This window comes from Chryseobacterium sp. MP_3.2, assembly GCF_035984805.1.
In the GTDB taxonomy this organism is placed as follows: Bacteria; Bacteroidota; Bacteroidia; order Flavobacteriales; family Weeksellaceae; genus Kaistella.
This window is the reverse complement of the sequence record NZ_JAXCHW010000001.1, coordinates 579,021-603,477: the sequence shown is the minus strand read 5'-3', so window position 1 is coordinate 603,477 and position 24,457 is coordinate 579,021. Positions and strand designations below refer to the sequence as shown.

Sequence of the window (24,457 nt, the reverse complement as noted above, 5' to 3'; positions counted from 1 at the left end):
CAGCAAATAGCATAGGGTGAAGCCCTATGAAACTATGAAAAATGAAATCAAATGAAAGAGATATTACAATATTTATTCGACCACCAAACATTGAGCAAAGCTCAGGCAAAATCGATTCTTCTGGAAATTTCCAAGAATATCTTTAATGAAATTGAAGTGACGTCCTTTGTTTCTGTTTTTTTAATGAGAAGTATTACGTTGGCTGAATTGGAAGGTTTTACGGAAGCTTTACAACAACTCGCGCCAAAAATTAATTTGGGAACCGATGATTTGGTGGACATTGTCGGAACAGGTGGCGACGGAAAAAACACGTTTAATATTTCTACTTTGGCAAGTTTGGTCGTGGCTGGAACTGGGCAAAAAGTAGCGAAACATGGAAACTATGCCGCCTCAACAATTAGTGGTGCTTCCAATGTGTTAGAAACTTTGGGTTATCGTTTTAAAGAAACAGAAGCTGAATTAAAAAGCGATTTAGAGAAAGCAAATTTCTGTTATTTGCATGCACCGATTTTCCATACTTCTTTAAAATCCATCGCACCGATGCGAAAAAATTTAGGACTGAAAACATTTTTCAATATGTTGGGACCTTTGATTAATCCTGCACAACCAAAATATACCATGATTGGAGTAGCAAATTTAGAGATTGCTCGGATTTATCAATATTTGCTGCAAAAGAAAAACGCAGATTTTTTACTTGTGAATGCATTGGATGGTTACGATGAAATTAGTTTGACGAGCGACACGAAAATCATCGATAAAAACGGCGAGAAGATCTATTCTGCAGAAGAACTAATGTTTAGAAATATTGAAGCAGAAACAATTTTCGGCGGAAGTAGTGTTGAGGAAGCTGCGCAAATTTTTTCCATGATTTTGGAGGGGAATGGAACTTACGAACAGAATGCAGTTGTTTTAGCCAATGCAGCCATGGCTTTGAAAAATACGGGGAAATATGGGAATTATGATCTTTGTCTTCAACTTGCGAAAGAAAGTTTGCTGGAAGGAAAAGCCTTGAAATGTTTACAAATTTTAAAAGATTAGAAATGAATATTCTCGATAAAATTATTGAACAAAAAAAACTGGAAGTCGCAGAAGCGAAAAAGAATGTTTCTTTGTCGGAATTAAAAGATGCAGAATTTTTTAGTCGAAAGACTTTTTCTTTGAAGGAAACGGTGGAATCGGGTAGTGGAATCATCGCAGAATTTAAAAGAAAATCGCCTTCAAAAGGAATTATCAATGATAAAGCGGATGTTTTAGAAGTCGCGAAATCTTATGAAAAATTTGGGGCAAGCGGAATTTCAATTTTGACAGACTCAGAATTTTTCGGCGGAAATCTTCGAGATGTTGTAAATGTTCGCAATGAGATTACTATTCCTATTCTTCGGAAAGATTTTATGATTGAGGATTATCAATTTTACGAAGCGAAAGCCAATGGAGCAGATGTGATTTTATTAATTGCTTCGTGTCTTTCTCCCAATCAAGTTCACGAATTTACAGAACTTTCGCACCAATTGGGTTTAGAAGTTTTGCTGGAAATCCATACCGAAGAAGAATTGAATCATTTTAATAAAAACATTGATTTGGTGGGAATTAACAACCGAAATCTCAAAGATTTCAAAGTGGATTTGCAACATTCTGTCAATTTAAAAAATCAACTTCCAAAGGAGGTTTTGTCCGTTGCAGAAAGCGGAATTTATTCTCTAGAAGACTTTAAATTCCTAAAAGAAAAAGGTTTCGATGGATTTTTGATGGGTGAATATTTTATGAAAAATGAAAATCCAGGAATTGCATTTGAGGAGTTTATTTATAATGTACCAATCTAACAGTTTAATAGTTTACCAATGAATTTTGAATTGAAATTAAAAGTTTGCGGATTAACAAAGTTAGATCAAATCGAAGAATTAATTTCTTTGAATACTGATTTTTTAGGCTTTATTTTTTACGAAAAATCGCCCCGTTATGTTTTGAATTTTTTGACTTTAGATGAAATAAAGTCGATCAATCACCAAGCGAAAGTCGGCGTTTTTGTAAATGAAAGTTTAGAGAGAATTGTAGAAATTTCTACTAAAGCAGCACTCAATTATATTCAACTTCATGGTGACGAAGACAACGATTTCATTTTTAACCTTCGAGAAAAACTAAATCATGAAATTAAAATGATCAAAGTTTTTAGAATAGGGACGGAATTAGAAAATTTAAAATTTAAAATTCAAAATTTAGAATCTGAGGTCGATTATTTCCTTTTCGACACCGATTCAAAATCTTTTGGCGGAACAGGACATTCTTTCAACTGGCAAATCTTGAATGACCTAGAAATTACCAAACCCTATTTTTTAAGTGGCGGAATTTCTGATGAAAATATTGACCATATAAAATTATTAAATCAACAACCTTTCGCTCTAGATATCAATTCCAAATTCGAAATTGAACCCGGAAATAAAGATGTACAAAAAATAAAAAAATTTAAAAATCTTCTCTCCTATTAATTAGAGAATAAAAAAAATATAAAAATGACAACATACAGAAATCCAGACGAAAACGGCTACTACGGAGAATTTGGTGGTGCCTTTGTTCCAGAAATGCTCTATCCCAATGTGGAAGAACTTCAGGAAAAATACATTGACATCATTAATTCTGAGGAGTTTCAGGCAGAATATGAAGATTTATTGAAAGATTACGTGGGTCGTGCAACGCCACTCTATTTTTCAAAAAATTTAAGCAAGAAATATAATACCCAGATTTATTTAAAACGGGAAGATCTTAATCACACCGGTGCGCACAAAATAAATAATGCTCTCGGTCAGGCTTTGCTCGCAAAACGCTTAGGAAAAAAACGAATCATCGCAGAAACTGGCGCTGGTCAACATGGTGTCGCCACTGCAACTGCATGTGCTTTGCTCGGTTTGGAGTGTATCATTTACATGGGCGAAGTTGATATTGCCCGTCAAGCGCCAAATGTGGGCCGCATGAAAATGTTGGGCGCCACGGTAATCCCGGCAACTTCGGGTTCAAAAACTTTGAAAGATGCTGTGAATGAAGCTTTGAGAGATTGGATCAACAACGCGACTACGACGCATTATATTATCGGAAGTGTGGTTGGTCCGCATCCTTTTCCGGATTTGGTAGCGCGTTTCCAAAGCGTGATCTCCGAAGAAATTAAATGGCAGTTAAAAGAAAAAATCGGGCGGGAAAATCCAGATTACGTCATCGCTTGTGTAGGCGGTGGAAGCAATGCCGCGGGAACTTTTTACCATTTTGTAGATGAACCCAGCGTGAAAATTATTGCCGCAGAAGCAGGTGGTTTCGGGATTCATTCCGGGAAATCTGCAGCCACTACTTTCCTCGGAACTTTGGGGATTTTGCACGGCAGTAAAAGTTTGGTCATGCAAACCGATGATGGTCAGGTAATTGAACCTCATTCCATTTCTGCGGGGTTAGATTATCCTGGAATTGGGCCATTTCATGCGAATTTGTCTCTTGATAAGAGAGCAGAATTCTTTAGCATTACCGATGAAGAAGCCCTGAAATCCGCTTTCGAACTCACGCAGATTGAGGGAATTATTCCCGCTTTGGAAACTGCGCATGCTTTGGCGGTTTTAAAGAAGAAAAAGTTCGGAAAAGACGAAGTAGTGGTGATCTGTCTGAGTGGAAGAGGTGATAAGGATTTAGAAATTTATCTAAAAAATCTGTAGAATTATTGGGGCGCACATTTCCGCCCTCCATTCCTTCCCGATTTTACACCGGGATCCATTCAGATCGGGGCGCAAGTTGTGCTTCGTAAAAAATATTAGTTTAAAAAGACCGGGAGTTTTGCAGCAGTAAATTCCTAAAAAAATATGAAATAAATTATGAATAACAATATTAACATCGGGCATCCAACCTCTAAAGATCATCATTCAAAGAAACTCAATATTTATTTTACCGCCGGAATTCCTAAGCTGAATGATACCATTGAGATTTTGAAAATAATTCAAAAATCCGGGGCAGATTATGTGGAAATCGGAATGCCTTATTCGGATCCTGTTGCAGATGGTCCGGTGATTCAAAAAGCCCATGAAGTTGCGCTGAAAAATGGAATGACCATTGCGGGACTTCTTGGCCAACTAAAATCCGTAAAAAATGAAATGGATATTCCCATCATTTTAATGGGTTATATTAATCCTGTTTTAAGGTTTGGCTTTGAAGAATTTTGCAAAGAATGTAATGATTCTGGGGTTTCTGGTTTAATCATTCCTGATCTGCCACCAGTTGAATTTGAGAAAAATTACAGAAAAATTTTAGAAGAGAATAATCTGAATTTTATATTTCTGGTCACCCCAGAAACTTCAGACAAAAGGATTAAATATTTAGATTCCTTGAGTTCCGGGTTTTTGTATGCGGTTTCAAGTTCGTCTACTACGGGTAACAACACGAAAGAAATCAACAATGAAGAATATTTGGATAGACTCTCTAAACTAGGATTAAAAAATCCGGTGATGATCGGTTTTGGGATTAAAAATAAAGCTGATTTCGAAAGTGTTACCGAAAAAGCTGCTGGCGGAATAATTGGAACCGCCTTCGTCAATATTTTAATGAATAATGAAGATTGGGCAAAACCTGCGGAAGATTTTATTCGCAGCATACAAAATTAATTTTTTAAATTTGCAGCAATGAAAAGCGCTGTTAGGGCTTCAAGCCCTAACAGCGCTCTATTTTTCTAAAAAATACAATGAGTACAATCCAAAATAAAACACTGCTTTTTCAGGAATTAGAATTGATGGATTATCAACCTGCCTTCGATTATCAACTAAAATTAATGAATGAAATCATTGATGTAAAGCTGAAAAATCGGGACGAAAATGTGGACTTAAAGACGGAAACGCCCAATTATTTATTGTTTGTTGAACACCCGCATGTATATACCCTTGGGAAATCTGGGGACGAACATAATATGCTTGCCAATTCGAAAAAGTTAGAAGAAATAAACGCCACTTTTGTGAAAACAAATCGCGGTGGAGATATTACGTATCATGGTTTTGGACAAATTGTGGGATATCCGATTTTGGATCTTGATAATTTTAAGTCAGATATACACCTTTATATGCGCAATTTGGAGGAAGTGATGATCAGAGTTATTGCAGAATACGGGTTAAAAGGCGAAAGAAGTGAGGGTGAAACTGGAGTTTGGCTCGATGTAGGAAAACCTTATGCCCGAAAAATTTGTGCAATGGGCGTGAAAACTTCAAAATGGGTTACCATGCACGGATTTGCACTCAATGTTAATACTGATCTGCGCTATTTTGAATACATTATTCCGTGCGGAATTAAAGACAAAACGGTCACTTCTTTGCAACGCGAACTGGAAAGAGAATTTTCTCCAGATGAAGTTGGAGATGTAAAATTGAAAATCAAAAAACATTTCTGCGATGTTTTTGAAGCTGTAATAATTTAGAGAAATTTTAAAAAAGCTTTTTTCTATTGAGTAATTCCTGAATACAATTATCTGTACTCGGGATTTTCAAAGCGATACCGTTCTCCGTTATCCCAATCTTTTCTGGAGTTTCCATAAGATGAATATCCATTTTGTTTTTTCAAAGTATGTGCTAAATGGAGCAAATTGTAGGTCATAAAAGTCGTATTTCGATTCGTAAAATCACTCTCAAATCCAACCGGCGGATCAATTTTTTCATTTTTCCATTCTGTGTCACCATAACTTGGACCCGGTCCAACTTTGCCGATCCAACCACAATCTGCTTGTGGAGGAATAGAATAACCTACATGTTGCAATGCGTACAGAACGCCCATTGCACAATGTTTCACGCCGTCCTCATTTCCTGTAACCATGCAACCACCTACTTTTCCGTAAAAAATATATTGACCTTTGGCGTTGGTTTCGCCACTCATGGCGTAAAGCCTTTCAATTAATTTGGAACATTGAGATGATTTTTCGCCTAACCAGATCGGCGTTCCAACAATTAAAATATCTGCAGCCATCACCTTTTTAAATATTTTGGGCCAAGTGTCTGTTTTCCAGCCATATTCTGTCATGTCTGGATAAATTCCTGTGGCCACATCTTCGTCGATGAACCGGATTTCCTCATGTTTTACCTTTTCCTTATCTAAAATAGATTTAGAAACGTTCATCAAAGTAGCAGTATGGCTTTTTTCTGGTGATTTTTTTAAGGTACAGTTAATGTATAAAACGCTTAAATCGCTGAAATTGGGATGATTCATAAGATGGTAATTTTAGTAAAATGTAGACTGATTCTAAAATTACAATTTTTATTTCATTAAAGGTAAGACCTTGAAAATGAATCATATTCTTTTATTCTAGCCGTGATGGTAGTGGAAATCCTGACATTGCGTTACGAATTTTTTCTAAATATTACTATTTTTTAATCGCAATGGCAGATTGTAGCGGACAGCGCGTGGAGTGGTGGAAGAAGCAAAAATGGTGATGCTCCCAAAAATATTGAAATGCTCTTTTAATTAGAGAAGTTTAGGGAATTAATTGATAGAATTCCACTTTCTCAAAACTTTTCGACTTCTGATCTTCTATTTTATCTGAAATTAAAATACCGGAAAGATGGTCGATTTCATGTTGAAGAATAACCGCCGTAAAACCTTCCACGATTTCTGTGTATTTTTTTCCGTCTAAATCATAATATTCGAGTTGAATCACCTGACTTCGGTAAAAATAATCTCTAAAAATTTCAATGGAAAGATCGCCTTCCGGCCCTAGATTTAGAACTTCGGAACGCCAAAGGATTTTCGGATTGATGAAGTATTCTAGGGGATTTTCCGCTTTGTCAAAACGTTTAGCCCAAATAATATTGCGGTTGATCCCAACTTGTGGCGCCGCAATTCCTACACCGCCTTGCGTTGATAAAAGTGCTAATTTCATGCGGTTAACCAATGTTTTAGTGTATTGATTTTTTGGTTTTACATCCACAGATTGATTTAGCAAAACTTGATGTTGCAGGGAATCTGAAGTTTGAAATATCGGAAGTGCTGTTTCGATCGACCCATTTGTAATTCGTGAAATTTCTGATTTCGTAAATTTTTGACCAAATGTGATGATGGAAATCAAGAGCAAAATGAATGGAAATTTCTTCATTTCTAAAAAGTTTTATATCCCTTGTAAACTTCTGCAGATTTTTCCAGCATTGGCGTAGCTTGAAGTCTAAAATTCATTAAATGGTCAGTTCCATTATGTTGGTGATGATGTTCAACGCTTTTCCATAATTCCGTAATGAAAAATACGCCCTTGTTTTCATAATCCTCAACCAGATCATATTGTAGGCAACCTTCTTCTTTACGCGTTTCTACTACTAATTTTCTAAAAAGTTCTACTGCCTCCATTAAATGGTTTTCTTTAAATCTGAAGAGTGCAACGATGGACAAGTTTTTCATGTTTTTTAAATATAGACCAAAGATAGAAACTGAAATCTAAGTTTTTGAAAATAAATCAAATAATTGCCTTAAAAATTCAATTTTTCTTAATGCTAAAAATTTTTATCTTTGTAAAAATCAATAAAGTAAAAATGGCAGAATATAAATTAATACTTCCTTCCATGGGAGAAGGTGTAATGGAAGCAACAATTATCTCTTGGTTAAAGAACGAAGGAGAGATGGTAAATGAAGATGATTCTGTAGTAGAAATTGCAACAGATAAAGTGGATTCTGATGTTCCCACTCCAGTTTCGGGGAAAATTGTAAAGATTTTAAAACAAAAAGATGAAATCGCTAAAATTGGGGAAGTAATCGCTATTTTAGAAGTTGCCGGCGAAGGTGAAGCGGTTTCCGAACAACCGCAGGAACCAAAATCAGCGGAAGAAGTTCAAAATCAAATTCCAGCCGCAGATTCAGAGGTGGTAAAAGGGTTAGAAGAAGCCATGGAAAGTGCAAAAAGTCCTGCCAGTTTCGAAGGTTCCGATTTATACTTATCTCCTTTAGTAAAATCAATCGCACAAAATGAAAAAATTTCTGATAATGAATTGCAATCTATTAAAGGAAGCGGTTTAGAGGGAAGAATTACCAAAGAAGATATCTTGTCATTTGTTGCAAACAGAACGGCTGCAGCAGTTGCACAAACTGTTTCTGCGCCATCCGTCATGGCAACGCCAAGTCCTGCTCCACAAGCAGCGGCACCCGTTTCTGCACCAATAAAATTAAATGAGGGTGACGAAATCATTCAAATGGATCGCGTTCGTAAAATCATCGCTGAAGCCATGGTAAAAAGCAAGCATACTTCGCCACACGTAACATCCTTCATCGAATCTGACGTGACAAACGTGGTGAGATGGAGAACGAAACATAAAGATATTTTCGAGAAAAGAGAAGGCGAAAAATTGACCTATATGCCAATTTTTGTTTATGCAATTGTGAAAGCAATTCAGGACTTCCCGATGATCAATGTTTCCGTAGATGGCGATAAAATCATCAAAAAGAAAAACATCAATATAGGAATGGCAACCGCACTTCCAGACGGAAATTTAATTGTTCCCGTCATCAAAAATGCGGATCAATTGTCACTTTTGGGCTTAACGAAAGCCATCAACGATCTGGCTTTCCGCGCAAGAAATAAAAAATTGCGTCCAGAAGATACTCAAGGTGCCACATACACCATTTCGAATGTTGGTGGTTTTGGAAATTTAATGGGAACTCCAATTATTCCGCAACCACAAGTTGCGATTTTGGCAGTTGGAGCAATTGTGAAAAAACCAGCAGTTTTGGAGACGAAAGATGGAGACGTCATCGCAATTCGTAATTTAATGTTCATGTCGCATTCTTATGATCACCGCGTTGTAGACGGTTCTTTGGGTGGAATGTTCCTGAAACATGTTCATGATTATCTTCAAAACTGGGATTTGGATACAGAAATTTAAACATGTTATTGCGAATAACATTTCGCAATCTTTTGATCAATAATAAAAAGCCTTCGAGTAACGTCTCGAAGGTTTTTTATCTTGGCTTGATCGCAGTTTATTTGTCCCAGAATTTTAGTAATGCTTCTGCTGTAGGTCCTGCTGAAAGAGGATTTTGACCCGTAATTAAAAGTCCGTCAACTTCAACATGAGAAGCGAAAGGAAGCATCGCATTATGATATTCTGCCCCAGATTCTTTCAGCCGATCCTCTAATTGATAAGGAATTTTATTTGCTCTTAAGGCTAATTTTTCTTCAGTATTTGAAAATCCTGTAACCCGTTTTCCTTGTAAAATGGAAGGATTAAGTTCTGCCGCTTTTAATAACGCAGCAGGTCCGTGACAAACTGCAGCCACTGGTTTTCCACTTTCTAAAAAATCTAAAATTAATTGGCCGGTTTTTTCATTCGTTGCCAAATCGAAAATTGGTCCATGTCCACCCGGAAAAAAGACCCCATCGAAATCATCTGCGGAAATGTTTTCTAAGGTTTGGGTCGTATTTAAAGCATTTTTAGCAACTTCATCCTCCTGAAATCTTCTGTTGGATCCCGTAATATTTTCCGTAAGTGCACTCATGGGATCGATGGGAGGTTTCCCCCCTTTTGGACTTGCCAAAGTAACTTGGAAGCCTTTATCTATAAATTCATAGTAAGGATCTGTAAATTCACCAATCCAAAGTCCCGTTTTATCCTCTGTGTTTTCTAAATCTTCGTGGGAAGTTAGAATCATTAAAATCTTTTTCATCTTGATCATTTTAAGGTTTAAAATTTATTTTTCGAAAACTAATTTCGTGCAGAATTTAATTTTTGAGAAATTGAAATAATAATGCCAAAGTTTAACCTTAAAACAAAATTAACTTAAAACTTAAAAATTATGAAAAATTGTACCCTACTTTAGGAATGGGTCCAGAAAATTACGGGTGGTATCAATGTAATTTTCAAGTTGCGGCAAAAGATATTTATAATGCAGGAGAAAAAGAAGTTCTGGTCAAATTATGGATCGCGCTCAAAAATCATCAGGAAGAAATGACAAACGAATCTTTTATCAAGATGCTTCAAAAAGAAGTTCATCCAGCGGTGGCGGATTTTTATCTCAACTGGAATCATCGTTTTTAAATTATTTTAACCATCGAAAATTAATCGAACGTAGAACAAAATCCTTATTTTTGTTTTCAAATTATTACAATATGTTCCAAATCCGAAAAGCCACCGAAGACGATGCTTCGCTCATCTTTGATTTAATCACCAAACTCGCCGTTTTTGAAAAAATGGAAAATGAAGTGGTGACTTCCGTAGAAGAACTTCGGGTCAATATTTTTGAGAAGAACTTCGCACACGTCATCATTGGCGAGGAAGATGGAATTCCGGCGGGATTTGCGCTGTATTTCTACAATTTTTCCACTTTTGTGGGGAAACCTGGATTGTATTTGGAAGACCTTTATGTGGAGCCTGAACATCGTGGAAAAGGATATGGAAAAACGTTGCTTATTGAATTGACCAAAATTGCAAAAGCAGAAAATTGTGGAAGAATGGAATGGTCTGTTTTGAACTGGAATCAACCCGCGATCGACTTCTACGAATCGCTTTCTGCCAAACCCATGAATGAATGGACCGTTTACCGATTAGACGGAAAAGGAATTGCTGATTTGGCAGAATAAACGAGTACTTATAAAAAAAAGTGTGGATTTTCTTCAAATCCACACTTTTTTGTATTTTAAAACAAATTTGATTACATAATTTTCGCAATCTCCGCGCATAACCATTCTAACATTTCTCGATCGTCGTCAGTGAAAGGATCTACTTTGTGAGAATCAATATCGATTTGTCCAATATTTTTTCCGTCTTTCATGATGGGAACCACAATTTCTGCTTTCGTATCAATGGAACAGCTTAAATAATTGTTTTGCTCATGAACATCTGGAACTATAAAAGTTTCATTGGACAAAGCTACTTGACCACAGATGCCTTTACCATAAGGAATAATGGTGTGATCCGTTTCTGCTCCTACATAAGGTCCTAATTTTAATTCGTCTTTGTCGCCATTTTTAAAGTAGAAACCTGTCCAGTTAAAATAGGTTATTTCCTGATCAAGTAACTGACAGATTTTCTGTAATTTGACTTCGGTATTATGGGTTGGACTTTCCAAAATAGAGGAAAGTCTTTTTTTAATTTCAGACATTTTTATATTTTTTTAAGTAAACTCTTTTAATTTTAATTCTTCTTTGTAACCGAACATTCCGCGTTCTTTAATCATTTCTCCGACACCTGCTGGAACTTGATTTTCCCAACCGGATTCATGGTTCGCAATTTTTTGCAAAATTTCTCGGGAATAGATTTCAGAATAATCAGGATTGCAATTTTGTATATCTACAATTCTTTGATTCAGCTTGAAATATTTATATAATTCTTTTAAATTATCTTCTACTTTCAGGTTGTTTGAGGTTAGTAATTCTGCATTTTTTGGATCTTTGTAAGGATAAAGATAAACGCGCATTCCTTGTCGGAAAAACTTACCAAAGGCTTCCAAAATTCCCCCTGCAAGATTTTTGTAGTACGATTCATCAAACACATCCAGAAGATTATTAACGCCCATTGCAACGCCAATTTTTTCATTGCTGTAATTCGCAAAATAGTTGATAAGCCGGTAGTATTCAGAGAAATTGGAAATGATTACCGTGTATCCTAATTTTGCCAAAACATCTACACGATCTAGAAAATCCCGTTCATCAATGTCTCCCGCAGCTCGTAAATTAGAAATGGTAATTTCAAAAAGAACCACTGTTTCTTCCAAACTACACGCAGAATCTTTCATAAACATCTCTAGACCTTTTTCAAACATATCAATGTTTACCAAAGTTACCGGTCTAAAACTTCCGCGAACGGCAAAAATATTCTTTTTGTATAAAATATCAGCCGGCAACATATTATTCCCTTGCGAGTTAAAAATCACGGCTTCCGTCATGCCATGTTTAACGAGCTGTAAACTCATCAATCGATTATCAACATATTCGAAGGCAGGTCCACTGAAATCTATCATATCAATTTCCACATTGTCTGTAGAAATATCATCATAAAGAGATTCAATTAATTTTCTGGGATTATCTGCGTAGTTGAAGGCACCATAAATTAGATTTACGCCCAATCCGCCCAAAGTTTCTTGCTGAAGTGTGGTATCATTTTCATTAAATTTTACATGAAGAATGATCTCATTGTAATCGTCTTTTTCATTCAACTGAAAACGAATTCCGACCCAACCGTGACCTTTCATGGTTTTGTCGAAATTAATGGTAGTTACGGTATTCGCATAAGAAAAAAACTTTCTGCTGGGATTTTGTTCCCTGTTCAGCCTTTCTTCTATCAAAGAAACTTCATACCGAAGCATTTTTCGAAGTCTGTTTTGGGTAACGTATCTGTTTTTAACCTCTTTTCCGTAAATGGCATCACTAAAGTCTTTGTCATAAGCAGACATGGCTTTTGCGATAGTTCTAGAGGCTCCACCAGCGCGGAAAAAATGGCGAACCGTTTCTTGTCCGGCACCAATTTCGGCAAAAGTTCCGTAGATATCTGCGTCTAAATTTACGGCTAAGGCTTTTTGTTTTGGTGTAAGTTTCTGCGGCATCGGTGGCAATTCAAATTTTTTGTAAATTTACCATTAATATTACCAACCTCAAAAAAAATGAAGTTGAAATTTTTAGGAACAGGAACCTCTCAAGGCATCCCTGTAATCGGTTGCCACTGCGCAGTTTGTACCTCGAAAAATCAAAAAGATAAACGGTTTCGCTCTTCCGTAATTTTGGAAACAGAATTGGGAAAAAAAATTCTGATAGATTGTGGACCAGATTTTCGGATGCAAATGCTCAATAACTCTGAAGATGTGGTGGACGCAATAGTGGTTACGCATGAGCATAACGATCATATTATTGGTTTAGATGATGTGCGACCCTTAATATTTCGGAATAAAAAGGAAATGCCGATTTACTGCCAAAATAGAGTAGGTAAGGAAATCAAAATGCGTTTTCCCTATGCCTTTTCGGAACACAAATATCCAGGCGCGCCCTCATTTGAAATTATAGAGATTGCGGAAGAATTTGAACTTTTTGACTGCACAATTCTTCCGATTGAAGTGATGCATGCTTCACTGCCGATTTTTGGTTACAAAATGAAAAATCTTGCTTACATCACAGATGCGAGTTTTATATCGGAGGAAGAAAAAGAAAAATTAAAAAACCTCGACTATTTAATATTGAATTGTATTCGGAAAGAAAGTCCGCATCCTGCGCATTATATTTTACCGCAAATTATTGAAATCTTTGAAGAGCTGAAGCCTAAGAAAATGTATCTCACCCATATTTCTCAGCAACTTGGGTTGCATGATGAAGTTGAGAGAGAGCTTCCGAAGAATTTACACCTCGCATACGATGGTTTAGAATTGCAGTTTTGATAATCAAAGAGTTAGCAAATAATTGCCTTGCAACCGCTGAATGATGGTAAAAAACCGTAAAATAATTTTCCGCACCGCAAAAATAATTCTATATTTGCACACCAATTTAAAAAGCCCGGTTGGCGGAATTGGTAGACGCGCTAGACTCAAACTCTAGTATCGCAAGATGTGCCGGTTCGATTCCGGCACCGGGTACGAATCAAGAAAAGAAAGATACACAACAGCTAATTTACTAGCCGAAAGTGTGTCTTTTTTTTGTGGTTTATTCCAATGAAAGAAGGACTTTGCTGAGTGTTGCTAACAATAAATGAAAATTTACATGAGCACACACCAAATGCTAAGAAAGTCAATTTTTGACACAAGATTCGACACAAAGAAAATATTTGTGACAACGCGAAACCGTTTTAGTTTAAGAAGCTATGTCGATAAGTCGGGTGAATCTTTAATTTATCTTGATGTTTCTGATCAATCAGAACGCATCCGAAGAAATACGGAGATTTATATTCCAAAAAATTGCTGGGATCAGAGGAAGCAGCGCATCAAAAACACTCCAAAGGCTGAACAACTTAATTTGGTGCTGGAAAATATTGAAGCTCGCATCACCACTATTAAAACTTCCTACATGTTGCAGGAAAGATTTCTCAGTGCAAAAGCATTAATTGAAGAGTTTCAAAGTGCTACGCCAGATTTCGATTTCATTTCTTTTTACCGGCATCACATGAATTTGCAAGACTATAAAAAGCAAACCATTAAGAATCATAAATCCGTTTTGAAAAAATTGGAAGATTTTTCAAAAGAAATTCCATTTCATAAACTCACGCTAGAGTTTTTACAGAAATACCGAAAGTTTTATAAATACAATGCAGAGATCACCTACAACTCCGACCTGAAATGCATTAAGAAGTATTTAAATATCGCCGCAAAAAACGGCATCAAATTAAATATTAGACTGGATGATCTAAAAGTAAATGTTACCTCAAATAAAACTACCTATCTGGAACCTACTGAAATGAAACAATTGGTGAAGTATTATTATAATGAATTTATCAATCCAAGCCATATTTTACCACTTGGATATTTTCTTTTCAGCTGCTATACCGGTTTAAGGATTTCTGATATCCAAAAGAGGGCGCGGGAAGAAATTTTAGGAGAGAAGTTTCAATTTTCTTCCATCAAAACTGATCACATTCAGTTTATGAAATTGAATTCTGAAGCGCGCAAGATGGTGGAATTTCGGGAAGAATTATTTACAAAAAAATTAGTGGATCAAAAAATTAATTTCCACTTAAAAGCCATTGCCGCGGTGTGCAAAATAGAAAAGAATATTTCTATGCATGTTGGCCGACATACATTTGCCACTACTTTTATTAGAAATAATGGTGATGTTTACCGCTTAAAATTACTTCTTGGCCATGCAAAAATAGAACATACCCAAAAGTATGTTCATTTATTAAATGCAGAAGTGCTGGATGATATTGATCTGATCAAATATTAACTCACTGTCTCCGTAGTAATGTTCACTTGAATGGATCCTTCGGAATAATCCTTCACCCATTCTGTGATGATGTGCGCATTCTGGTAACAATAAATAAAATCTTTGATGGTTGTATCTGTCTGATTTTCTTCATAATCATAGGTCCAATTATAACTGATGCTTCTTAAGCGGCCCCTTAAATACAGTTCCCAATTGGTGTAAAACAAAGCGGGAAAGCTTAATTCTGGAGACGGTTTAGCATTATTTTGCACACCAGTTTTCCCATCATATTTTACGAGTTGAAGCAGAGCAGTATCATGACTTTTAACCACTGCCGTATTGGGTCCTTGCGGTTTTGCCACATAAACTGGCATAGCATAAGTATTGGTATCGATCACGGTAGTTGCAGGTTCTGGATCTTTATTCAGAATTAATCCAGAGCTGTCGAAAAATACAGAATCTGGCTTTTCTTCATTCTCCCAATTTGGCAAACGTAAGAGGAACGATTTTTTATTCAAAAATGTTTTTTGAGGTTTTAAAACTTCAAACATCGTAAAATCTTTAACATTGGTTGGTTCCTGTCTTCCAATCTTATTCATGATGATGGTTTTATTCTGCAACCCCAATTCATAATTGAGCAAATTGCACGTTCTATTTACCAATTCTCCAAAATTAATTTCTGGTACCGCTCTGCTTAAATCTATTTTATTTTGATTGGTGATCACTCCATTATCTTCACCTTCTTCTTCCAAAATAGAAAGTTCGTCCCCAATTAATTCTACTTTAATGACAGGCTCAACCGTAGTGCTGCTGTAACCTCTCCTTAATTTAAAATTAACATTTATGTTATCGAACTGTGTTGTGAGATCAATATTAAAATGGATATTATGTTGCTCGTATTTGGTAATGTAAGCAGACCATATTTCCGCTCCATTTATTTCAATTCTCGCCAGTTTGGAATTTTTTATTCCACGGAAATTAAAATAACCGATGATCTTATATTTCCCTTTTTTGGGAACTAAGATGGATTTGTTGTAGTGCGCAATGGGAACAAAGTAGAAATCATAATCATTCACATTTACACTCAATCCATATCTTTTTTGCGTTAATCTGGAGAAATATTCTGTTCCAGAGAAAACGCATTGCTGAGCCAAAAAAGGATCATCTAAAATATCACCTGCTAATCCAAATCCCGCATCGCTAAAACCTATTTTTAAAAGATATAGCCAATAAGGAAGTGGGTGAATGATATTCTGATTAAAAATATTACCCATTCCATCAATATAATTTCGGCGCATTTCTGTTCCGGTATCATTCAGATCATTGATAAATCCATTGTAAGCATCCCACAAGGTATCATCTGGAGAAAATTTACCATAATACAAGCGCGGAAAATTGAAATTAGTTTGCGGATATTTTTTACCACAAATTTCGGCCGCATAAACGTGGATGTCTGCCACGTCAAATCTTTCCAACGGTAATTCTTTTAAGGGTTTATCGAAATTTGGAATCTCTTCAAACCCGAAATCTATTTGACCCGTCAAATAATCACCTTCAGAACCTAGAATCTCCAGCTTTGCATCCCGATAAGCATTTTCAAAAAGCAAAACACCAGTAATAATCTTTGGCAGATTAGCAGCATCATGGCTGGAATAATCACCAAAAGTGTTTTTAAATTCCTCGTCCATATAAATTTCAAAAGGAAATAAATATTTGGTGAACATTTGATCGCTTACTTTCGAGTTCCTTTCACTCACGGAAATTTTTTGCCCGGAGAGATCCAGAACCTTCGCTTCTGAAAAAAATTTGATTTCCATTATTCTTCTACTATTAAAAATTCTAAATCGCGCTGAATGATTGATTCACTAGAATTTGCGAGTACCATTTTTGAGGTCACATTAAAGCATCGATATATTTTGTCTTCAATACCAAGGAATGCAGTCCGGCTATCAATAAATTCCTCCATTAGCTCTAATTCCTCCTTTAGAATAAATCCAGTATTAATCTGGAGCCTTTTTATTTTGGAAGTTTCAAACTTTTGAAGCAAAGAATTAAGGACATTCTTGGCAGTAATATGCGCAAAATCAGCAGAAATGGTAAACTCACCTGTCATGGTAAACCATTCGGGAACTAGGTTTTGATTTTCCCATTGAACATGAACGGGTTTGAAAACGGCAGGATATTGATATAATTTTAAAGTCTTAGCATCGAAAACAAGCGTTTCATCCGCTACAGTTGGGGGAATTTTATTGGTGAAAACCGTATCGTCTTCTGCGGCCGAAACAAAATATTGAGAGCCTTTATTTTTCTTCCGAAATTCATAGTTAGAAAAGAGCGGAAACATTTTCGGTCTAGATCCAGGAAAGAACTTGGACCCGTTTAGATTTTCGGAGAGTAAAACTGCGTATTCTTCATCCAATTCTTCTAAAATCAGATCTGCAACAATGATTTGCATAAAAGGAATTTCCGCCACCAGATCAAATAAATGCTGCTGAAATCTTGGGAAATACGTGTGTAATTTTTTCCCCAAGTCGAAAAAAGCAACATCATTTATATAGCGAACGATATACACCTGATTGAAAACGGAAGTCACGCCATTTACCACGTACGTTGCCGTCATGGTGGTTCTCACGAATTTTGCAGCTTCATTAATTTTAGTAAAATACAATGGACTTGCATCCAGACAAAAATTTCTTTCGATCCAATTATTGCTGATAAATTGTTTCAACAATAAATTAACCGGCACTTCAATAAACCCACCTGCAAAAACAATTTTAACAATTCCAGCGTGGGTACCAGGATTAAGGCTAGAAGTGGAAGTGGTGAGGGTAATATCTGCCGAAGCGCTGCCCCCAGAAACGGAAGGAACCAGCCAAAGCGGAGTTTCCACGGTAAAAGCAATTCCGAGCGGATTAATCACACTTAAAACAGCTGTTTTTTCCGTGGTGTTTTTAATGACCTCAAAAGCCAGAGAAGAAGGTTGCACTCCAATTCCGTTTTCATCCAGAATTAAAAGATTAATGGCAAAACCTGCAATAAATTCTGAACTCGGACCGAGTAATTTGCACTGATGGTTGACCGTTCCGGTAACAGGTAATGCAGGATTTGAAGCGATGCTTAAAGTCAAATTATCTTCCAGAGAAAAACTGCCTGTAAATCCTGTTTTAGGTTCGAAAAGGTTGGAAGGTTGCCAGAAGGATAAAACTTTCGGGACGGTATTATTGAGAATCGTGACCAAGGTGTCACCACTCAAAGAATTGTCTGCACGATTAAAAACTGCGTTGTAGGTCGGCTGGTCCGTAGTGATCCCCAAAGTTCCGGTGACCGTCAAGGTAATTTCCGAGGTCAAAGTCCGCACATACTCTACATCATTCGAAAATTCGATGATTACATTGCATTTATATACTCCAGGTGTTAAGGAGTTCAGATTTTGAAAATCTAGAGGCAAATTGGCACCTGCTCCATTAAAATCCAAATATGATCCCGTAATTCCGGTCGCAATTAACCAGTTAACACTGGTTGCCACAAACTGTAAAGAATACTGAACATATAAAACCTCTTTGGTTTCTATAACAATCACGGAAATATCTGAAATACTTGGTTCTGGTCCCGTCACATCCCAAGTCATGCTTTGACTGGCGGGTGTTAGTCTACTTGATGGCATATTATCAGTGTTTATTTTTATTATTGAGATCAAGAAATTCATTTCTCATTTCGTCTATGTCTTTTCCATTGCGTGCGGTTTTGGCAATTTTCGCCTCTATTCCGTAACGTTGGATATTATCCAAAGTTCCATTCATTTTATTTAAAGTGGTCATCATCATCATCATCATTTCATCACTGCTTTCAGACGTTTTTTCGGTGGTGTTAAAACCATTTTCAAAACCTTTTGCGCGGGAATTGGCGGAATAAATAGCCTGTTTGAGCTCTGCAGGATATTTGGTCCAGGTTGGATTATCGATCACCATTTCTACACGGTTATTTTCACCTGCGATAAAATGCGTTGGGCGATCCACTAAACCACTTGATAATCTTCGTCTGCGAACATTGAATTTATTGCCGTCTTGGGAACGTTCCATTGGATATTCGGTATTGAAACCGTCTTCGTAACCTTCTGCGGTTGGGAGAGGAGTTCGTAAAACAGTACCCAATTGAACTAAACCAAGCGCACCAACAACACCCGACATGATTGCGGCAGTTGCTCCAAAATCAAACTTTGGAAACTGTGCCCAAATTCCCATTATTGCATTTGCGGTATTTCCAATGATGGAAGCGATCTGCATTGCTTTTTCCCGCTTAGCAGCTTTAATTGCTAATTCGGCTTTTTTCTTTTCTAGATCCTGATCGGCCTTAATTGTTAACTTTTTGAAAGTCTCCTGATTGATATAACCTTCCTGTAATTGTTTTTTATAACCTCTCTTTTTTGCATCGGTACGAAACTGATAATTTTGTAATTGTCTCTTCTCATTTGCTTCCACATATTTGTAATAGGCACCGAAAGCATTTTGCAATGCGCCAACTGCTGCAACCATGGTTCCGAGCATATCGGTTCCATTTTGTACATTGGTGAACATGGTGTCCCAATCATCGAGAGACATTCCCAGAACATCATTAGAACCTTTTTGACTTAATTTTTTGGGACCTTTATCTTTTTGATCTTCACCCGCTATTTTTGCTTTAAATTCTGCGATTTTGTTTCCCGCTTCATCGATAAACTTCAATACTGATTCCCGCTGTTCCGGAGTCAGGATTCCGAGATCTAAACCTTCATATAATTGAACCATAGATTGCAAGTGCGCAATCTGAAGTTCTAATTCCCTTTTTAAGTAAATTTTAATAAGCGCTTCTTTTCCTTCTGCCCAAGTGGTTATTTTTTGGCGCTCTTTTTCGTCGATTCTGCCTTTTAATCCTTCCTTTAGGTCGGCAATAGTTTGGTAAGAAGCCAATTCTTCATTCTGTTGGCGTTTTAGGTGACCTAACTCTTTCTGGTGGTTAGTTTCTTGCTCATTTAACCATTTTTGGTCAGATTTTGCGCGCAATGCGTCCCTTTTATTATCGAAAATTTCGACCTGAGCTAATTTCAATTCATCCAAGGAAGCATTATTATTTTGCCAACTTAATTTCAGATTTTCAAAGAGCGCTTTGTCTTTTCCTTTGGCTTTGTCAATTTGTTTCTGAAGAATTGCAAATTCAGCTGGAGAAACTTTTTGTTTATCAATTTCAGCGAGTTTCCGTTGCTCCTGTAGATCCAGTTGATCGATTTCTTTATCGTAACCTTCCTCCATGGCTTCAATCTTTGCATCTGCGATATCCAGTTCGATTTGGCGCGCTAATTCTGCTGATTGTTCCCCACGACGAAGTGCATCATTCATATCTTTTTCATGTCTACGGTCCGCGTTTGCTTTGGATTTGGTTTTGGTGGAAGGTCCTTTTTTCTCTGGATCACCTGGAACTGTATAATTTGATGAAGCTTCACCGGTAGTATCGCCATTGTAAGCAGAAGATAATTTATTGTTGGTGTTTATTGCATCTACATAAATTTTATCGGCCAATGCATCTGCGACTTTTCCGTTTAATCTTTGTTCACGCATGATTTTTAACCGTTCCTCACTGGCTTTCAATAAATCATCTTTTTTCAGCACCTGCGTAAAACTTTTACCATCTCCACCATCGACACGGGACGTTATATCTCCTCTTTTTTGAATTTCAGTACTAGTTCTGATTTCTTTAGCATAATCACTTCTCCATTGCGCATCACCTTTTAAACGCTCAATTTCTCTTTTTTCCAGTTCAGATTTTGCTGCATTTGCTCTTGCACTTGCAACTATCGCAGCTCTTAATTCGTGGTAACTTTTGGAAGCTTTTCCATTCATAATGATTTCATCACTGATCTGCGCAAAGTAACCTGGGAATTCTTCTTTTAATTTTTTTACTGCGTTCATCCTTTCCTCGGTGGAAAGTTTAACATTGGTTGCAGCATTATAGAGAAGTTGAAGGGAAGTAATTTCTTGAGCGGCATTGGCGGAACCTTCTTTCATTACTTCGTTAAAGGATTTTTGCTTTTTGGTGGCATCACTAGCATTTTCGGAAAAAGCGTAATAAGCTCCTGCAACCAAAGTAATTAATCCCAAAAAGGCACCCAGAGGATTTGCCATAATCGCTGCGGTAAATCCACGCATGGCGAAAGTGGCACCTGCCACGTTTCCGGTAACCAAAGAATATCCTGCAGCTAATAACCATAGACTTGCACGATAAAGAGTCATTATTCCGTTACCAAGAACCATTACCGCATTTCTGGCTTTCTCGACAATGGTTAACCCAAGAACCCTTTCATACGCAGTACGCATCAAAGTATTGTAAACTCCGGTAACTAGATTGTAGGAAACCATAGCAACTACTAGTAAGGAGATTACTTTTAATAAAAAAACGAGTCCATTTCGGAATGAGGTTACTGTTCCTTCTGAATCCTCAACAGCACCTATGAATTTTCCAAATGCGCTGATTAAAAAGTTCAAAGTATTTGCAACTGTATCACTGGTGAATAATCCGAGAAATCTCTTCTGGACTTTTTCAAAGATTGCGGCTGTATTATTATTGACCTTATTAAATTCAGTGGTTAGAGAAGTTGCTTGAGATAGGGAAGTATTAGAAAGTTCAATTGATTTTCGAAAACGGTCAGTGTTTTCGGACGCCGCACCCATAGAAGCGATCACATATTGATCATTCATTTTCAGATACTCCATTGTTTTTGCCAGGTTGGTGGTATCCATTCCCTTCATTCCTTCCGAGAATTTTAAGAAGAATTCTAATGGATCTTTATTCATCATTTCCTCCACTTCTTGTTTGGAAATGTTCATTACTTTCGCAAACTTTTCTCCATTTGTGGCTGCATTACGAATGAATGTAGCATAAGCAGTTCCGGCACGTTCAGCATTAATTCCTGATTCTTCAAAGGCAGCACCTAAAGCCAAAGATTCTGCAATGGTAGGCTTTAATTTAGCAGGTAACGAACCCAGACGTAAAGCAAATTCCCCAATGTTTTGTTCTGTTGCGGCACCATTAGCACCCAACTCATTCATGGCGGATCCAATTTGATTGATGGCAGTCGCCATGTCAAGATCTTTGGTCTCTCCGTAAAGGTTTTTAAGTTTTCCTAACGTATCAGTTACTGCTTCAACACCGCCCGAAAAACCGTCACCTAATGCAACATTTGCTTTATCAACTTCCTGCACGAAATCTTTTATCTGGGCTTTACCAACACCAAGTCGGCCACCTGTCTCGGCAATCTTCAATAGATCAATACGGGAAGTTCTGGTATCGAACGTGGAGAAAGCTTTCGTGAGATCGTCTACTTCTTCCTTGGTCATGTTCACCGTCTTTGCAACGGCCGTTTGTGCATCTACTAACTTATTGTTACGGTCAATTACTGATTGAACTGATAGACCAAACCCAACGAATACCGCAATACCTGCTGTGATGATACCTGAGTAATGATTGAACCGATCAGCAAGGTTACGAAAGGAAGTGGATGTCTGGTTGGCTCCAGTTCTTACCTCAGTCATTCTATTGTTTACTCGATCTAACTGTGCTTGCATCTCAATTGAAGCTTGTGATCCTGGTACCATATTGTTGAGATTAGTACGCAATAGTGCAGCTTCTTTTCTCAATTGTTGCATAGTCATTTGAGTGACATCCATTTCACCACGTAGCCGCTCCATTTCCTTTTCATTGGAAGAAACTGCTAATTTATTCTGGTTCAATTCCGAAGTGAGTTTCTTGTACTCATCCGAATTTTTACCAAGGGTAGAACGAACCTCTTTCATGCTTGCGCCCAGAGAATCGTTCTTTTCTTTAAGTTCCTGATTCTTCTTTGATAGTTCGTAAATCGCTTTCTGCGCAGGATCTGAATTAACTACAATAGTCATCTTCATTATCTCATCGCGGATTTGCCGTGCACTTGCCATGGTGGTATTAGTTTCGGCAAAGGTGCCGAAGGCGATTGGGTTGCGTTGTGACGCAAAAAAAAGGAAGTTCACTTTAATTGGTGGCGCTTCGCACTTCTCAATTTTCGTGAACGCCCTATATGGTGGCATTTCGCCATATATCCCTTTCTTTTTCTTTCCTGCGGTCGCTCTCTGCTCCTTTGAGCGGGTCGGAGTCAAACTAATTTAATACTTTTTTCAAAAAGTATTCAAAAGGTTTAAAGACTGAATTTCAGATAGTTGAAATTTTAGATATTAAAAAAAGCTCTTTTTTTTAATGTGCCGCAGTTGCAAACTTGAACTATTTAGAATTAGTTTAAATTACTGATAATCAACAAAATACCGCTTTATTTAGTAGGTTTTTTCCTACTTTTTCCGTAAATTTAAGTAAGTTAATTACTTAAGAATGAATGATTTACAAACAAAGGCGAACGGAGAGAAGAAAGTAACTCCCGCCACAGACCAGAAAGCGACCGCAAAAATTGAGAACTCAAAAAGTACATCAGTTTTGCCCAAACTTGAGACGAGCGCAGAAAAACGTATTAAAAATTTAGAAAATTTTCAGTCACTGTGCCACAAATTCAACTTTTTAAAGAAAAAAAGTGACGATTTAAACGCTTATTTAATAGGAAGAGACGGATTAAAAGAGACTTTAATCATCGAAAATACAGACGGAAAAACTTTTGAGATTTCAAACTCCAGGATCATTGAAAAAATTCTTGTGATTTCTCAAAGTGAACTTTTCGATTTACTAGATGGAACAGAAAAAGAGGTCTTAAGATTTAACATTTAACAACAAAAAAAAACAGAGGAAAATTGCCCTTTCCTCTGTTCTTTAAAAAATTTCGACTTATGACAACCGAAAGCACAAAAATACAAAAATTATCTGATAAAGTGTATCAGATATTAGAAGAGCAAGGATTTACAAAGCTTTTCAATTTCGAAGATTATCGATTTTTCAAAATGCAAAGTACAGATAAGCCAAACCCAGCGCAATGGATTGCAGAGCAGTTTATTTCTTGGAACAGTCACGAACTTTCAGATTTTGCCGATTATGAATTTTAGAAAATTAAAAATTTCCTATTTCGTAAGAAATCGGAAAGCAGAGCCTAAAATAATTCTTTCCGGAACTTGGCTAAAAGATGCAGGTTTTGAAGTTGGGCAAGATGTGAATATAGAAGTTAAAGACAATCAATTAATTATACGAAATGCAAATTAAAACATACAATGGAACCACGGCAGAACCGAAAGCAAATGAATTTATTTTCTTTATTCAGTCACACGGATTCAACGCAGGGCGACCACTTAAAAAACCTATTCCCAATTGTTGGGAAGTGAGAACAGAAAGAAAAGCAGACTTTGAGATATTGTTTATCATTTTTGAAAGTAAAATATTAATGCCGTTTTTTCGTGGTTCCGTGATTCCGTTTATCGCTTTGGGAGAATACAAAAATATTATTGCCCCCATTTTGAAAAATGCGATTCATGAAAATAAAATTATCAATGCACATTATTTACAGATTCGAAAGATAGAGCAGCAACAAGAGAACCAAATAAAAATCCAAAGTTTAATGATTGAACTTAAGAAAAGTCTTTCCCGAGAATGTTTTAAAAAAATAAAAACCGCTATTTAAGCGGTTTTTTTTATGTCATTTATTAG

General features: G+C 36.7%; 24 protein-coding genes and 1 tRNA gene. 16 read left to right on the top strand and 9 right to left on the bottom strand.

Features of this window, described 5'->3' with window-relative positions; genetic code table 11:
* The first annotated feature begins 51 nt into the window (after nt 1-51).
* The 6 genes from trpD (at nt 52) to lipB (ending at nt 5,428) form a co-directional block, all read left to right on the top strand.
* Nucleotides 52-1,038, top strand: coding sequence for an anthranilate phosphoribosyltransferase (trpD, locus tag RCH13_RS02935; RefSeq protein ID WP_326985712.1), 987 nt, complete (start codon nt 52-54; stop codon nt 1,036-1,038).
* 2 nt (nt 1,039-1,040) lie between these two features.
* A complete protein-coding gene (gene trpC, locus RCH13_RS02930; protein WP_326985711.1) occupies nt 1,041-1,820 on the top strand; it encodes an indole-3-glycerol phosphate synthase TrpC in 780 nt (259 codons plus the stop codon).
* An 18-nt stretch (nt 1,821-1,838) separates the two neighbouring features.
* A complete protein-coding gene (locus tag RCH13_RS02925) occupies nt 1,839-2,483 on the top strand; it encodes a phosphoribosylanthranilate isomerase (protein WP_326985710.1) in 645 nt (214 codons plus the stop codon).
* 24 nt (nt 2,484-2,507) lie between these two features.
* Nucleotides 2,508-3,689: a tryptophan synthase subunit beta gene (gene trpB / locus RCH13_RS02920; protein WP_326985709.1), complete on the top strand. Its 1,182-nt coding sequence runs from the start codon at nt 2,508-2,510 to the stop codon at nt 3,687-3,689.
* Between the two features lie 156 nt (nt 3,690-3,845).
* Nucleotides 3,846-4,628: a tryptophan synthase subunit alpha gene (gene trpA, locus RCH13_RS02915; RefSeq protein WP_326985708.1), complete on the top strand. Its 783-nt coding sequence runs from the start codon at nt 3,846-3,848 to the stop codon at nt 4,626-4,628.
* A gap of 77 nt (nt 4,629-4,705) precedes the next feature.
* The gene (lipB, locus tag RCH13_RS02910; protein WP_326985707.1) at nt 4,706-5,428 is read left to right on the top strand and encodes a lipoyl(octanoyl) transferase LipB; all 723 of its coding nucleotides are present in this window, start codon (nt 4,706-4,708) and stop codon (nt 5,426-5,428) included.
* Nucleotides 5,429-5,475: 47 nt separating this feature from the next.
* On the opposite strand, the gene RCH13_RS02905 is transcribed toward lipB, so the two are convergent.
* The 3 genes from RCH13_RS02905 to RCH13_RS02895 form a co-directional block, all read right to left on the bottom strand.
* Nucleotides 5,476-6,210, bottom strand: a complete 735-nt coding sequence (locus tag RCH13_RS02905; protein ID WP_326985706.1) for a flavodoxin family protein — start codon at nt 6,208-6,210, stop codon at nt 5,476-5,478.
* A 265-nt stretch (nt 6,211-6,475) separates the two neighbouring features.
* Nucleotides 6,476-7,093, bottom strand: coding sequence for a peptide deformylase (locus tag RCH13_RS02900; protein WP_326985705.1), 618 nt, complete (start codon nt 7,091-7,093; stop codon nt 6,476-6,478).
* Between the two features lie 2 nt (nt 7,094-7,095).
* Nucleotides 7,096-7,389: a putative quinol monooxygenase gene (locus RCH13_RS02895; RefSeq protein ID WP_326985704.1), complete on the bottom strand. Its 294-nt coding sequence runs from the start codon at nt 7,387-7,389 to the stop codon at nt 7,096-7,098.
* A 131-nt stretch (nt 7,390-7,520) separates the two neighbouring features.
* On the opposite strand from RCH13_RS02895, the gene RCH13_RS02890 reads away from it, so the two are divergent.
* Nucleotides 7,521-8,864, top strand: coding sequence for a dihydrolipoamide acetyltransferase family protein (locus tag RCH13_RS02890; RefSeq protein WP_326985703.1), 1,344 nt, complete (start codon nt 7,521-7,523; stop codon nt 8,862-8,864).
* Between the two features lie 97 nt (nt 8,865-8,961).
* Here RCH13_RS02890 and RCH13_RS02885 read toward each other — a convergent pair whose 3' ends face one another.
* On the bottom strand, nt 8,962-9,645 hold the full coding sequence (locus RCH13_RS02885; RefSeq protein WP_326985702.1) for a type 1 glutamine amidotransferase domain-containing protein: 684 nt from the start codon (nt 9,643-9,645) through the stop codon (nt 8,962-8,964).
* A 137-nt stretch (nt 9,646-9,782) separates the two neighbouring features.
* On the opposite strand from RCH13_RS02885, the gene RCH13_RS02880 reads away from it, so the two are divergent.
* On the top strand, nt 9,783-10,016 hold the full coding sequence (locus RCH13_RS02880) for a hypothetical protein (RefSeq protein WP_326985701.1): 234 nt from the start codon (nt 9,783-9,785) through the stop codon (nt 10,014-10,016).
* A gap of 71 nt (nt 10,017-10,087) precedes the next feature.
* Nucleotides 10,088-10,558 carry a GNAT family N-acetyltransferase gene (locus RCH13_RS02875; RefSeq protein ID WP_326985700.1) on the top strand — a complete coding sequence of 157 codons (471 nt, stop codon included), beginning with the start codon at nt 10,088-10,090 and terminating at the stop codon, nt 10,556-10,558.
* A 71-nt stretch (nt 10,559-10,629) separates the two neighbouring features.
* On the opposite strand, the gene RCH13_RS02870 is transcribed toward RCH13_RS02875, so the two are convergent.
* Together RCH13_RS02870 and RCH13_RS02865 are read right to left on the bottom strand one after the other, a co-directional pair.
* Entirely contained in the window at nt 10,630-11,079 is a 450-nt protein-coding gene (locus RCH13_RS02870) for a GAF domain-containing protein (RefSeq protein ID WP_326985699.1), read from the bottom strand.
* Nucleotides 11,080-11,091: 12 nt separating this feature from the next.
* Complete coding sequence (locus tag RCH13_RS02865; protein ID WP_326985698.1) at nt 11,092-12,519, bottom strand: TonB-dependent receptor; 1,428 nt, start codon at nt 12,517-12,519, stop codon at nt 11,092-11,094.
* 57 nt (nt 12,520-12,576) lie between these two features.
* On the opposite strand from RCH13_RS02865, the gene RCH13_RS02860 reads away from it, so the two are divergent.
* The 3 genes from RCH13_RS02860 (at nt 12,577) to RCH13_RS02850 (ending at nt 14,836) form a co-directional block, all read left to right on the top strand.
* A complete protein-coding gene (locus RCH13_RS02860) occupies nt 12,577-13,341 on the top strand; it encodes an MBL fold metallo-hydrolase (protein WP_326985697.1) in 765 nt (254 codons plus the stop codon).
* Between the two features lie 113 nt (nt 13,342-13,454).
* Nucleotides 13,455-13,536 (top strand) — tRNA-Leu (locus tag RCH13_RS02855).
* A gap of 190 nt (nt 13,537-13,726) precedes the next feature.
* Nucleotides 13,727-14,836 (top strand): tyrosine-type recombinase/integrase, encoded by a 1,110-nt coding sequence (locus RCH13_RS02850; RefSeq protein ID WP_326985696.1) that lies wholly within the window; start codon nt 13,727-13,729, stop codon nt 14,834-14,836.
* On the opposite strand, the gene RCH13_RS02845 is transcribed toward RCH13_RS02850, so the two are convergent.
* The 3 genes from RCH13_RS02845 to RCH13_RS02835 are packed head-to-tail and all read right to left on the bottom strand — an operon-like array spanning nt 14,833 to nt 22,977.
* Complete coding sequence (locus RCH13_RS02845) at nt 14,833-16,632, bottom strand: hypothetical protein (RefSeq protein ID WP_326985695.1); 1,800 nt, start codon at nt 16,630-16,632, stop codon at nt 14,833-14,835. The two genes, RCH13_RS02850 and RCH13_RS02845, sit on opposite strands and share 4 nt — an antisense overlap.
* Nucleotides 16,632-18,479 carry a hypothetical protein gene (locus RCH13_RS02840; RefSeq protein ID WP_326985694.1) on the bottom strand — a complete coding sequence of 616 codons (1,848 nt, stop codon included), beginning with the start codon at nt 18,477-18,479 and terminating at the stop codon, nt 16,632-16,634. Before RCH13_RS02840 ends, RCH13_RS02845 begins: the two co-directional genes overlap by 1 nt.
* 4 nt (nt 18,480-18,483) lie before the next feature.
* Nucleotides 18,484-22,977: a phage tail tape measure protein gene (locus RCH13_RS02835; protein WP_326985693.1), complete on the bottom strand. Its 4,494-nt coding sequence runs from the start codon at nt 22,975-22,977 to the stop codon at nt 18,484-18,486.
* Nucleotides 22,978-23,203: 226 nt separating this feature from the next.
* On the opposite strand from RCH13_RS02835, the gene RCH13_RS02830 reads away from it, so the two are divergent.
* The 4 genes from RCH13_RS02830 to RCH13_RS02815 are packed head-to-tail and all read left to right on the top strand — an operon-like array spanning nt 23,204 to nt 24,431.
* A complete protein-coding gene (locus tag RCH13_RS02830) occupies nt 23,204-23,590 on the top strand; it encodes a hypothetical protein (protein WP_326985692.1) in 387 nt (128 codons plus the stop codon).
* A gap of 59 nt (nt 23,591-23,649) precedes the next feature.
* Nucleotides 23,650-23,862, top strand: coding sequence for a hypothetical protein (locus RCH13_RS02825; RefSeq protein ID WP_326985691.1), 213 nt, complete (start codon nt 23,650-23,652; stop codon nt 23,860-23,862).
* Nucleotides 23,852-24,016 carry a SymE family type I addiction module toxin gene (locus RCH13_RS02820; protein ID WP_326985690.1) on the top strand — a complete coding sequence of 55 codons (165 nt, stop codon included), beginning with the start codon at nt 23,852-23,854 and terminating at the stop codon, nt 24,014-24,016. Before RCH13_RS02825 ends, RCH13_RS02820 begins: the two co-directional genes overlap by 11 nt.
* A complete protein-coding gene (locus RCH13_RS02815; RefSeq protein WP_326985689.1) occupies nt 24,006-24,431 on the top strand; it encodes a DUF6943 family protein in 426 nt (141 codons plus the stop codon). The genes RCH13_RS02820 and RCH13_RS02815 overlap by 11 nt, the downstream gene beginning before the upstream one ends.
* Nucleotides 24,432-24,457 lie beyond the last annotated feature (26 nt).

Excerpts from the sequence above, each read along its gene's own strand:
- RCH13_RS02875 (WP_326985700.1), top strand. The coding sequence starts at position 10,088 with ATGTTCCAAATCCGAAAAGCCACCGAAGACGATGCTTCGCTCATCTTT.
- RCH13_RS02870 (WP_326985699.1), bottom strand. The coding sequence starts at position 11,079 with ATGTCTGAAATTAAAAAAAGACTTTCCTCTATTTTGGAAAGTCCAACC.
- lipB (WP_326985707.1), top strand. The coding sequence starts at position 4,706 with ATGAGTACAATCCAAAATAAAACACTGCTTTTTCAGGAATTAGAATTG.
- RCH13_RS02820 (WP_326985690.1), top strand. The coding sequence starts at position 23,852 with ATGAATTTTAGAAAATTAAAAATTTCCTATTTCGTAAGAAATCGGAAA.
- RCH13_RS02860 (WP_326985697.1), top strand. The coding sequence starts at position 12,577 with ATGAAGTTGAAATTTTTAGGAACAGGAACCTCTCAAGGCATCCCTGTA.
- RCH13_RS02900 (WP_326985705.1), bottom strand. The coding sequence starts at position 7,093 with ATGAAGAAATTTCCATTCATTTTGCTCTTGATTTCCATCATCACATTT.
- RCH13_RS02815 (WP_326985689.1), top strand. The coding sequence starts at position 24,006 with ATGCAAATTAAAACATACAATGGAACCACGGCAGAACCGAAAGCAAAT.
- RCH13_RS02865 (WP_326985698.1), bottom strand. The coding sequence starts at position 12,519 with ATGCCGCAGAAACTTACACCAAAACAAAAAGCCTTAGCCGTAAATTTA.
- RCH13_RS02840 (WP_326985694.1), bottom strand. The coding sequence starts at position 18,479 with ATGCCATCAAGTAGACTAACACCCGCCAGTCAAAGCATGACTTGGGAT.
- RCH13_RS02890 (WP_326985703.1), top strand. The coding sequence starts at position 7,521 with ATGGCAGAATATAAATTAATACTTCCTTCCATGGGAGAAGGTGTAATG.
- RCH13_RS02825 (WP_326985691.1), top strand. The coding sequence starts at position 23,650 with ATGACAACCGAAAGCACAAAAATACAAAAATTATCTGATAAAGTGTAT.
- trpD (WP_326985712.1), top strand. The coding sequence starts at position 52 with ATGAAAGAGATATTACAATATTTATTCGACCACCAAACATTGAGCAAA.
- RCH13_RS02845 (WP_326985695.1), bottom strand. The coding sequence starts at position 16,632 with ATGGAAATCAAATTTTTTTCAGAAGCGAAGGTTCTGGATCTCTCCGGG.
- RCH13_RS02885 (WP_326985702.1), bottom strand. The coding sequence starts at position 9,645 with ATGAAAAAGATTTTAATGATTCTAACTTCCCACGAAGATTTAGAAAAC.
- trpB (WP_326985709.1), top strand. The coding sequence starts at position 2,508 with ATGACAACATACAGAAATCCAGACGAAAACGGCTACTACGGAGAATTT.
- RCH13_RS02895 (WP_326985704.1), bottom strand. The coding sequence starts at position 7,389 with ATGAAAAACTTGTCCATCGTTGCACTCTTCAGATTTAAAGAAAACCAT.
- trpC (WP_326985711.1), top strand. The coding sequence starts at position 1,041 with ATGAATATTCTCGATAAAATTATTGAACAAAAAAAACTGGAAGTCGCA.
- trpA (WP_326985708.1), top strand. The coding sequence starts at position 3,846 with ATGAATAACAATATTAACATCGGGCATCCAACCTCTAAAGATCATCAT.
- RCH13_RS02925 (WP_326985710.1), top strand. The coding sequence starts at position 1,839 with ATGAATTTTGAATTGAAATTAAAAGTTTGCGGATTAACAAAGTTAGAT.
- RCH13_RS02905 (WP_326985706.1), bottom strand. The coding sequence starts at position 6,210 with ATGAATCATCCCAATTTCAGCGATTTAAGCGTTTTATACATTAACTGT.
- RCH13_RS02830 (WP_326985692.1), top strand. The coding sequence starts at position 23,204 with ATGAATGATTTACAAACAAAGGCGAACGGAGAGAAGAAAGTAACTCCC.